At 45.8% G+C, this 10,283-nt stretch carries 9 protein-coding genes; 1 reads left to right on the forward strand and 8 read right to left on the reverse strand.

All coding sequences use genetic code 11. The features are described from left to right. Positions 1-213 precede the first annotated feature (213 nt). The 3 genes from lpxH to HMPREF3277_RS01455 form a co-directional block, all read right to left on the reverse strand. On the reverse strand, positions 214-951 hold the full coding sequence (lpxH, locus tag HMPREF3277_RS01445) for a UDP-2,3-diacylglucosamine diphosphatase (RefSeq protein WP_094113432.1): 738 nt from the start codon (positions 949-951) through the stop codon (positions 214-216). Between the two features lie 132 nt (positions 952-1,083). Next, on the reverse strand, positions 1,084-2,463 hold the full coding sequence (locus HMPREF3277_RS01450; protein WP_070869821.1) for a PIG-L deacetylase family protein: 1,380 nt from the start codon (positions 2,461-2,463) through the stop codon (positions 1,084-1,086). Positions 2,464-2,919: 456 nt separating this feature from the next. Beyond that, positions 2,920-3,924, reverse strand: coding sequence for a TraB/GumN family protein (locus tag HMPREF3277_RS01455; RefSeq protein WP_070869822.1), 1,005 nt, complete (start codon positions 3,922-3,924; stop codon positions 2,920-2,922). Positions 3,925-4,198: 274 nt separating this feature from the next. Between HMPREF3277_RS01455 and HMPREF3277_RS01460 the strand changes: the two genes are divergently transcribed. Further along, on the forward strand, positions 4,199-4,648 hold the full coding sequence (locus tag HMPREF3277_RS01460) for a CopD family copper resistance protein (RefSeq protein WP_003758410.1): 450 nt from the start codon (positions 4,199-4,201) through the stop codon (positions 4,646-4,648). Between the two features lie 391 nt (positions 4,649-5,039). On the opposite strand, the gene HMPREF3277_RS01465 is transcribed toward HMPREF3277_RS01460, so the two are convergent. Genes HMPREF3277_RS01465 through tssF form a run of 5 tightly spaced genes read right to left on the reverse strand, consistent with a single transcriptional unit; the run spans position 5,040 to position 10,282 of the window. Further along, positions 5,040-6,422, reverse strand: a complete 1,383-nt coding sequence (locus tag HMPREF3277_RS01465; RefSeq protein ID WP_070869823.1) for a hypothetical protein — start codon at positions 6,420-6,422, stop codon at positions 5,040-5,042. Between the two features lie 47 nt (positions 6,423-6,469). Further along, complete coding sequence (gene tssE / locus HMPREF3277_RS01470) at positions 6,470-6,883, reverse strand: type VI secretion system baseplate subunit TssE (RefSeq protein ID WP_003758401.1); 414 nt, start codon at positions 6,881-6,883, stop codon at positions 6,470-6,472. Then, positions 6,883-7,422: a type VI secretion system lipoprotein TssJ gene (tssJ, locus tag HMPREF3277_RS01475; protein WP_003765178.1), complete on the reverse strand. Its 540-nt coding sequence runs from the start codon at positions 7,420-7,422 to the stop codon at positions 6,883-6,885. Before tssJ ends, tssE begins: the two co-directional genes overlap by 1 nt. Before the next feature lie 20 nt (positions 7,423-7,442). Further along, positions 7,443-8,552 (reverse strand): type VI secretion system baseplate subunit TssG, encoded by a 1,110-nt coding sequence (tssG, locus tag HMPREF3277_RS01480; protein WP_070869824.1) that lies wholly within the window; start codon positions 8,550-8,552, stop codon positions 7,443-7,445. After that, positions 8,516-10,282 carry a type VI secretion system baseplate subunit TssF gene (gene tssF, locus HMPREF3277_RS01485; protein ID WP_070869825.1) on the reverse strand — a complete coding sequence of 589 codons (1,767 nt, stop codon included), beginning with the start codon at positions 10,280-10,282 and terminating at the stop codon, positions 8,516-8,518. The genes tssG and tssF overlap by 37 nt, the downstream gene beginning before the upstream one ends. Position 10,283 lies beyond the last annotated feature (1 nt).

Genomic DNA, 10,283 nt, shown 5'->3' on the forward strand with positions numbered 1-10,283 from the left:
ATGAGTGTCCAAGATTTGGGGGCCAGTTCAAACCCGATTGTGGGTTTTCAGACGACCTTTTTGATGATGACTTTAAAGTGAAGCTGTTTTACAAGAGACGATGTTTTAGTGATTCAAATCATATTCAAACCATACGGAACAGTTGAAATATCGTACCGAGATGAAAGCTTGAACCCAAGCCCCTGTATTTTTACCCGCCACCGCCCCGCAAATTTATAAAGGAACAAACCGGAAACCCTGTTCGTCAACCTCCAGTATGGAAGCGTAATCAGGCTTCCAGTCCCCCAACACAATACGGGTAAAGCCGTCTTCCTGATGGATATGCTCACGGTGGGTGTGCCCGTGAATCAACAGTTGGGCATGATGCCGACGCACAATGTCTGCGGTAAATTGCGGCTGGACGTCCATGATTTCGGCGGCTTTATATTGTTTGCCCTGCTTGCTGGTTCGGCGTATTTTGCGGGCGATTTTCAGGCGCAGGGCAAGCGGCAGGCTTAGGAACAGGCGTTGCAGCCATTTTTGGTGAACAACCTTTCTGAACTTCTGATAACGCGCATCATCGATACACAAAGTATCTCCGTGGCAAATCAAGGCGGAACTGCCGTATAAATCGACCACCGCATATTCGGGCAGTAATTTCATACCGGATTGCGCTGCAAATTGCTTCCCGATCAAAAAATCCCGGTTGCCGTGTACGAAGAAACATTCCACCCCGCGCTGCACGACGGATTGAATCGCTTGCGCGACGGTTTGGGTCAATTCGGATTGCTCGTCGTCGCCTATCCAAAAATCAAACAGATCCCCCAAAATATAAACCGAACGCGCCTGCGGTGCTTTTTCGCGCATAAAGCGCAAAAACAATTCAGTCAATTCAGGATGGGATTCGCTCAGGTGCAAATCGGAAATAAAGTAAATCGGCATGGCGGGCAACAGGTGTAAAATCCTTGCCATTATAGGTTTTCAGACGACCTTTGTATATCGGCCGCCAACGTATGCGGCATGGTCCCATCCGTTGCCGGAGCTTCGCTCAATTTCTCTTTTTATCCGACATTCAGGCAGGCAATGATTTGAAACCCGACCCAATCAGCCGCATTGGACGATTTTTTGATAACTGTCTTCCTGATGCACATCGCTGACGGGCACGACGTAAAACAATTCGTTGCTGCGGACAAAGCGGTTGACCAAATCCCTATCGATATCAAATACATGATGGCGCAAGCCGTTCAAGCCGCGGAATATCATGGTTTTCCAGTCCGCATACCCGTTGGCGTTGGGGCGGATATCGTTCATCGCGTCCAGCGCCAGCAGTTTGCGGTTCTGCTCTTCTTTGTTCAAAGGCAGGGAATACACGGAATGGAAATGGAACGGCTGACCGAACATCGGCGGCAGGCTCAACATCGAGCCGGACTTGCCGATCGGGAAATCGTCGCTCAAAAAATGCAGCGTATGCAAAAACAGCGAGCCTTTCCGATAATCCAGTTGTTTCAACGCTTCAACCGCAGCAATCGTCGTATATTGATGATCTTTGTGCGCATCAATATTGGGCGACGGGCTGACGATGATGTCGGGCTGGAAGGTTTCGATAATATAGGCCAGATTATTGACCAGACCGCGCCAATTTGAGCCGCCGTTCAAGCCTTTGGACAAAGGCGAGGTATTGGCACGGCGGAACAGATTGACATCCGCCGTATCCAGTTTGGTCGACTTCACATCGGCATCAGGATTCTGCTTCATGACTTGCAATGTGCTGTCAAAATAGCCGAGCTGCAAAATGTTTTCAGACGACACCCCCGCCAAAAGCGGCACGGTCAGGCTGTTCCATACGCGCATCCTGCCCTTTTGCAGATACTGCGCCTGCATTTGCTCGGGGTTGCGCGCATACAGATTGTTGTAATGGAAGCTGCCGCCCTCCCCTGCGGTAATCGTAACCACCAACGTATCGGCAGCATGTTTTTCATATAATCCGTAAGCCGCCAATTCCGCATCATCCGCATGGGGCGCAAGGACCAGGATTTTTTTACCGCTCAAACACTCGCGCGGATAAACCGACAATTCGACTTCCTGATCAGGCAGGAACACGCGGTTGCCGCTTAATGTAATTTTTCTGCTGCCGTCGTCGAAGGTATCGGTCAAATTGAGGTAGCGCGCGCCGTTGCCGCCATGTTCGACATACGCCCGCCATTCCCCGCGGTTGGTTTTGACGCCGATCCAAGGCATCACCAATCTGCCCAGCCAACCTGATTTCACGTTGATTCTGGCGATTACCGTATCATTCGCGCCGATGGTGTCGGGCAAGATCAGTTCGCCATCACGCAAACTGACTGTCGCCGACTTGGGCAATTGACCGTATTCGTAATCGCGGCTGACATCGTAAGCAAACCGTTTTCTGCGAATTGATGCCACGATAAAGGCAGCAATTACAAGCAGGCAAAGTATCATGCAAAACAATACTAGCAATAACATTTTATTCCCCTGTGATTATTTCCCGTATCTTATTATCTAAAAATGCGCCCGTCTTAACTTTCTAACAAACGGTCGTTTTAAAAACCAAACGTCATTTAAAAGAGTAATTTACAATTTGAAATCATACAGTTTCCAATTGCACAATCCCTTTATTTATAAGCGGTCTGCGCCATCCGACAATTAAATTTCGAGCAGCCTTCCCCATAAAATAAACACATGGGAAACCTATCGCGATAATGCAAAGGTCGTCTGAAACCATCTAGGTCATCACGCCCATCCTGTTTCTCGCCATATTTGAAACAAAAATCGCGCGCCAAGCGTTCAGACGACCTTTTCAGCCCCTTGATACCAACAACCCGCCCAAAAACAAACCGACCGCTGTATCTCGCGGTCGGTTTTTTGGATTTTTTATTATCAAACGTCGTCTGAAACCTTTTTCAGACGACGTTTTACGCTTTACCACATCAAGATTGAAGGCTCCGGCGTCACCTGATAACCCTCCTTGCGCAACTTCTCAATCAAGCCTTGTTCAGACATCAGGTGCATGATGCCTACGGCAAAAACCGTTTTCTTTTTAGCAGATATCTCTTTGATTTTCGGCAACCAACTTTGATTGCGCTTAATCAGCAAATCGCTGCGTACCCAAGATAAAGCGGGAATAGTATCGGGATACTTTTGAGCAAATTCCTTTTCGAATTCAGTTTGCACCAAAGGTAAATCCTCGAACTTTCCTTTCTCATAGGCATTGAAAAGACGTTTGGTTTCCCGCTCGGCATACTCTTCATTCGTTCTCAATGTCAACATTTTAATCATCAACTTTTCCGGCTGACTGGCAAAAATTTGAGAAAAATCCATCACATCCTCTAAAGCAAGGCGTGTTTTACCGGACTCTTGTGCCGCTTTCGACAACAAAATATCCACACCTGTCTGGTTGCTGTATTCAGGCGGATAAATACTTAAAGCAAACAGCAACACCGCCCAAGGATGCATGTGGTCGATGTACGGTGCCATCTGAGCCAACTCCGGACTTTTCATAAAATCCTGTTGCAACAGTTCAAAATTCTTATCGCCCAACTTGGATTTCAAAGAATCTTGACTATAAATTTTTTGCATAAACTCTTGATATTTCGCCATCTCTTCATCATTAAGCTGGGGCAGCATATCGGCCTCGGTAACCAACTGTTCGGCAGATGCCAGCAGATTCTTTGCATCTTTAGACAAGGTGGCATTGGGCTTACCGATATGGATGGTACCGACCAAATAAGAATCCGGCTGCCCAGCTTTACTGATTTTCCAAACATTACTGGTTAATTTAGGGGTATCCCAATTCAATTCAGGACGGATAACAACAGAAGCCGCTTTTTCTTGCTTTGCTGCCGGTTTCTCCGAAACCTCCTGTTTACATGCAGACAATGGCACAATCGCCAAACATACAGCCAACAGAGACAATAATTTATTCATCTTTTCCTCTTCATCATCATGAAATGTGGCAACAGTATAGTGTATAGGGAGTTAACTTTAAAATAGACCGATATGTTAAATAAAATACCCGATTTTATTACCAGATTTTAAAACTATTTTGCTCCTTAACTATCGAACTGCCCTAATAAACAAAATGGCTTCTTTGCACATCCCGAGCGACACCGACTATTGAGCCGACAATAAGGAAAAGGTCGTCTGAAACCGCCCGACTGATGATACAATTTCGCCTGAATATCCACTTCGGAACACGGTCATGAGTCTCTACGCCATCGCCCACATCATCCACCTCTATTGCGCCATCGCCTTTGTCGGCGGCGTATTTTTCGAAATGCTGGTTTTGTCCGTCATGCACACCGGCCGCGTCTCGCGCGAATCGCGCCGCGAAGTCGAACGTGCCATGTCTTACCGCGCCGTCCGCGTTATGCCGCCCGTCGTCATTACGCTTTTCATCAGCGGCATCGTCATGGTATTCAACCGATACCTGCCCTTTTTGAGCCAACCCTTCGCCACCTCATTCGGTACGCTCCTCACCCTCAAAATCCTGTTGGCAGTCAGCGTCCTCGTCCATTTCGCCATCGCCGTCGTCAAAATGGCACGGCGCACCCTGACCGTCGGCTGGTCCAAATACATCCACGCCGTCGTGTTTTCCCATATGCTGTTCATCGTATTTTTTGCCAAAGCCATGTTCTATCTGTCTTGGTAAGCTGTTTTCAGACGACCTATTTACCATCAGAGGTCGTCTGAAAGACAAAGAACGAACACAAAATAACACGCTGACAAATAGCGGCATTTGAAAGTAAAAAATCCGCATAACCCGCAAAATCAATATGACCAAGTCAGCCGCGCTATCCCCTCTTTCTCATCAGCTGGGGCAGGTTATTCAAAATTAAAAGGCAACGAGGTTCATATAAAACCGATTTATTTCTTGCTTCCCAAGCCTGAGGAAATTTGTCTCTTTGAGCAAGAGTGAGCAAAAATGTTTTATCGCTAAAATCCATTCATAAGAAAAGGTCGTCTGAAAAAATTCAGACGACCTTTTCTATGGATAAGCAGCAAACCGACTCCGCTATTGTGTTGAGCTTACCTGCCTTTTATTAAAAGGCGTCATCATCATGCACGATGACCTTATTGACATAAACCGGCTGCACTGAAGTTTCTTCATTCACAACAGGAGACTCTGTCTGTGACGCAGATGTTTCGGTAGCCATTGGCGTTGCCGGCAGCGTGTTGTGTGCAGAATGCGTTTCTTCGTGTTGGATATCTACTTGCGGCGCCAAAGGCTCATGCTCTACCGATGGAGTCTCTTGCTTACCGGTTTCAGGCTTCAATTCGGATACGGTAGTGGTTTCTACCGGTTGACTTTCTGCCGGCAAAACCACAGGAGCCACAGACTCAGATACGGACGGATGCTCCTCTACATCAACTGTTTTTGTTGAAGCTTCTTCCTCTACCGGAGCCTGAGTAGTTGACGTAGTTTCTGTTGTTACCCGTGTTTCTACTGTTGCAGGTGCCTCCGTTTGGGCTGGTGTTTCTTCGGTTGCAGAAATTTCCGTCTTGGTTGGCAGCGTTTCTACCTTTTCAAGTGATTCAAATCGGATTGGTGCTTCTACTGTTTCATGCGTTTCTGCTTTAGCTGACACTTCTACCGTTTCGGATGTTTCTGATTTGGTTGGTGCTTCTACCGTTTCAGATGCTTCTGCTTTGGCTGGCGCTTCTACCGTTTCGGACGTTTCTGCTTTAGCCGACGTATCAATTTCCTTGTTTTCTACGGTTTTTTTCTCGGTTGGCGCAGTTGTATTGGATACTTCCGGTGTCGCCGAGCCAGCAGTTGTGCGATCAGATTTCTCGGTATCTGTCTGTTTGACATCCCCCGTTTTCACATTTTCTTTAACGAGGTCGTCTGAATTTGACTTGCCTTCAGACTTTTTACCGTCTTCCGATTGGTTAGTCTGTGTAACTTCAGGATAAGGAATCGGCTCTTCTGACTTGCCTGCCGTTTCTTCCGGTTTGTCCTGTTCTGCCTTAGCTTGTTGGGATTCCGTAGCTTTTAATTTCGCATTGTCTTGTTTAGACTCAGGCTTCCCTCCTGTCGAACCTGATTTCTGCTGAGTAAGCGGATACTCTCGAATAACGACTTCGGCAGGCGGGGTTTCGGTATGCGGCACATGGCAGCTCTCGCCCATTTTGATGAAATCAATGCCTGAAATCAAAAAATTGGTGTTTTCCAGATTGCCTCTCAATCCGACATAGATTGGTGTGTTTTCAGGCGTATTTTTTCTGACGCTGATGATTTCCGCTGCGGCTTCATAGCCGTTTCCGCTACCGGGAAGCAAAGTGTAATTGTTTTTCAAATCACAACTTCGAATCCGGACATAATTGTTTTGAGTGACCAACATGCCTTCCAGCTCTTTGGCAAAGGCGGTTTGAGCGGTTGCTGAAAGCAACACGCCGCAAGTAAGGAAAATGTGTTTAACCATATTTTATTTCTTAATTTTCAAAGTAATCTATTCACACCAAAGAAAGCTTATGTCCGGCTGCGTTTAACGGAAACCGTCCCCTCAGGCATAAAATAAGTGTCTATCACTACCGCACCCACGTTTTCGATTTCACATTCCAGCTGATAACACAAGACCATGATATTGTCTTTGGATTCAGTGAGGTGGATATCCAAGTTCCTTAATCTCGGCTCGTATTTCAACAAGGTTTTCCTCATAAAATACCGCAAGTCATGCGCGCTGGACGGCAGGTTTTTATAAACCATGCTGAGATCGGGAATCCCATAATCCGGCAGATGTTTCAAGGAACCGCTCCTGCTGTTAAGAATGCGTTGGATATTGTCCAAAACACTGCGAACCAACTGAAAGCTGCCCGGCAAGTCATCTATCGGCAAACCGTCGGAATAAAATCCGGTCAGTTTCTCATAGAGTGCGGCATCCATTATTTGACTTTCTTGACCGTCTCTTGAAGCAGGACTTTGTTATCCACCAATTCGATAACGACCGGTTTTTTATTGGTCAGTTGCTTTTTGGTAATCAACATTTTCCAAGTCTGCTCTTCCCCTACTTTGTTGTAGAAAGCGACGACGCCGACATATTTGGTGTCTTTATTCAGCGTTTCATCAAAGCTGATGGTCTCCCCAGGCCGGATGGTATATTGCTTGTAACCTTCCGCCAGATCGTTGCTCAAGATGGTTTTGTCTTGATTGAGCAAATCACGATATGAGGCAACTTCATAATTTTGCTTGTCTTTTAACTGATACACTCGGACGACGGTCGACAGCGACTGCCCGCGCTCGTTTTGATTCAAACCGTTTCGTGCAATCAGGTCGATTTTCAAAATCTTGAGTTTGGTATAAAAAACACTTTTCGTTGCTTCAACCGTTCCATCTTTCATGCCTTGCCAAATCCCGCATCCTGAAAGCATGGCGCATAAAAGGGCTAATGAGCAGACTGACGTAATTCTGGTTTTTTTATTCATGATTTTCCGTTTTCTTGAAGTTAGTTTGAGTAAGTATAGTTCGCTATTTTTATTTGTTTGTCTTGGTGCATCGCACCTAAACCGGTATTAATCCCCAATATTTGTTTTTTTTCCAAACGGCTTTTGGGTATCCATTGTTTTTTAATATTCAGGTAAACACTCGCATCAAAACGACGACCCAAATAGAGTTTTAATAATTCGAGCAATTTTTGGTGCAATTGCTGCTTTGGCAACAGAAGCTGCGCGTTGTCAAATGTATCGGGCGTAATTTCAATACGCACCAAATGACTGTAATCTTTTATCCGTCCGCCCAAAGATGCACTTCCCCCGTCTAATCGCAAACCGGCTTTCCCCAGTTTTCGGTCCTTTTCCAAAATGACCCATTGCGGCTGAAACTCTTTTACGTTCACATCGGCAAAGGGAAGAAGGTATCTGACGATGCTGACAATCCCTTCTTTGGTTCGGGTTCGTTGGTAAAAAATACTGAACAACCCCAAAATCCTGCTATCCAGCAGAGGATGCATGAATTTCCCGTTGACCATGCCTTGCCCGATTAGGTGCAAGAGAGAACGCGATAGGTCATCCTGCCCCTCCCGTTGAAACAGAAACGGATAACGGTATTTTTTCCATGCTTGGAAAAACAGGGTCGTGATTCGGTGGTTAAAAATATCTAAAAATGCCGCCAGGCTTTCACTGCCGTCTTTATGCGTCGCAATATCGTTCAGGAAGTAATCCGGCAAAACCGCATCGACACCGTACAAACCTAAAAATGTCGTCCTGACAGTCGGCAGATCGGCTTCTGCGTCATATTCAACCGATGCGATTTCCCCCGAAGGGAAAGATAAAGATTTTACCCTTCTAAATCTTACGGTTGACTCGACAGCCTTTTCTTCATTTCCTTCGGCAAGGGTTTCCAGAACCCGGCAAAATTGGAAGAAATTCATTGTTGCCGCATTGCGTACAATAAACTCCCCCAATTTCTCTTGGAAGATTTCAGACGACCCGCTTTCGCGCTGCGCTTTATTTCTAGGAATCTCCCATAAGGGAAGCGTTTGCCTGTCGTTATTTTCTTTGGCGCTTTTGTGCGCCGTTTCTAAAACCGTGTGATAGTTGTTTTGCTGTCTTTCCATGTATATGTTTTCCCGGATGGCAGAGAAACAATGCTGAACCGGGTAAACAGGTTCAAATCAGCATACATTGCAAAAAATTCGTTCAATAATTCTCCGAACAAATAAATTTCCGCCTCACCGCTAAATGCGGTCGAATCAAATGTTACGGTAATATGAATTCCGCGGTGGACTACGCCACGCTCGATTCTCTGTACTGTTTCATGTTTGACATCAACAATACCATTCAGTCTGCGCTTGTTCAGCTCGTCTTCAGTCCAGTCGTAAATGGACAATGCACCTTTCAAACTGTCGACATTCAATAGTGATAAATAGTTGGGCGACAAATGGGACAATATGCGCCATTGGAATCTATCCTCTGTCGGCGGATAGCAAGACAATGTCGGCGTGGTAAGGTTTCTGACCATTTTGACATTTGGTTCGGCGATATCGTCGTCTTGAATCTGGGTTTCCCTCAGACTTTTACGCGGCAAAGCGCCATTTGTCCCGACCACCTTCAATGAAAGCGTCTCGGTAGGCAATATATCTTTTCTATCCCACAGCAATCCGCCAAGCATGATAAATGTTTCATGTCTTCCTGATACGCCTTGTTTGACTTTGGTATGGAAATACCTTTCCGGCGCATCATATTTCATCAAACCACCACGATGCTGGAATGAGGAAAAAGGAATATAGGGGTAACGTTTGCCTGTTTCATGATTAACCGCCTCTACCTCTTCGACGGAATAAACTTCAACAGCCATACCTTCATGTAACAGCGGCTTCACCTGATATTCGAACGCCTTATGATCCACTCGGATAGGCTCTGCTTCCATATCAAACAGATTGATGGCAGGCACGCAGTTCAATTTCAAACAGTCAGGAGGAAATCGAAGCTCTGAAGGGTATTGCTTGGAAAGAACCACATTCACGCTAAACTCATTAATACGTTCCGACCACGCTCCGGCATCGATGCCCACTAAATCAATAAAGAAAAACTTCTGTTTGAAACAAAAATATTCCAGCAATAGTTGGTAGCCGCTGAAGCTGTTATTGACTTTCTCCCACAACCTTTCATCTTCAGCAAATCCGACTGCCTTAAACTGTATATTGCCGGCAGATGGCAATTCGGCATGATGCAGGCTGATTCGCGCTGTCTGATTCAACAAAGCATGACGCAATGCGAAGGCAATCGGTTCATCGGCGGAAATATAAATTCTGATTTTGGAAAAATCTAAATTTTCTTTCTGTATTTGCCGGTGGATACCAAAAGTTAATTTGATGACGCTTTGACCATTCGCATCATAATCCAACAATGTATGCAATATGCTCAAAGGTTGGAGCGCAACATCAGCAGTGGTCCGATACAAGCATCTGGTCAATCTATCGTTGATATTGATAGGTTCGGACTGAACGGACAATCCTTTTTTGACGACTTGCCCTCCTTGCAACTTTTTATTATCCGGAATCAATTCCAAAACAGTCAGGGAAGGAATCATCCTCAGATAATGCGGCCACAGCATATGGACCAACCCCTCCGTCAATTCCGGAAAGTCATCATCTAATTTTTGTCTGATTCTCCCTGTCAAAAAAGCAAAGCCTTCAAACAGTCTTTCTACATAAGGATCGCGCGTACCTACCCTGTCTAAATTCAGCATTGCGGCACGATCAGGGTGGGCCTTTGAAAACTCTAATCCCGCCTCTTTGAGATACCGCATCTCTTCTTCATAATAGCGTAATGTGGGATCTGACATA

The sequence above is a fragment of the Neisseria sp. HMSC70E02 genome, assembly GCF_001838645.1.
GTDB classification, from domain to species: Bacteria; Pseudomonadota; Gammaproteobacteria; order Burkholderiales; family Neisseriaceae; genus Neisseria; species Neisseria macacae.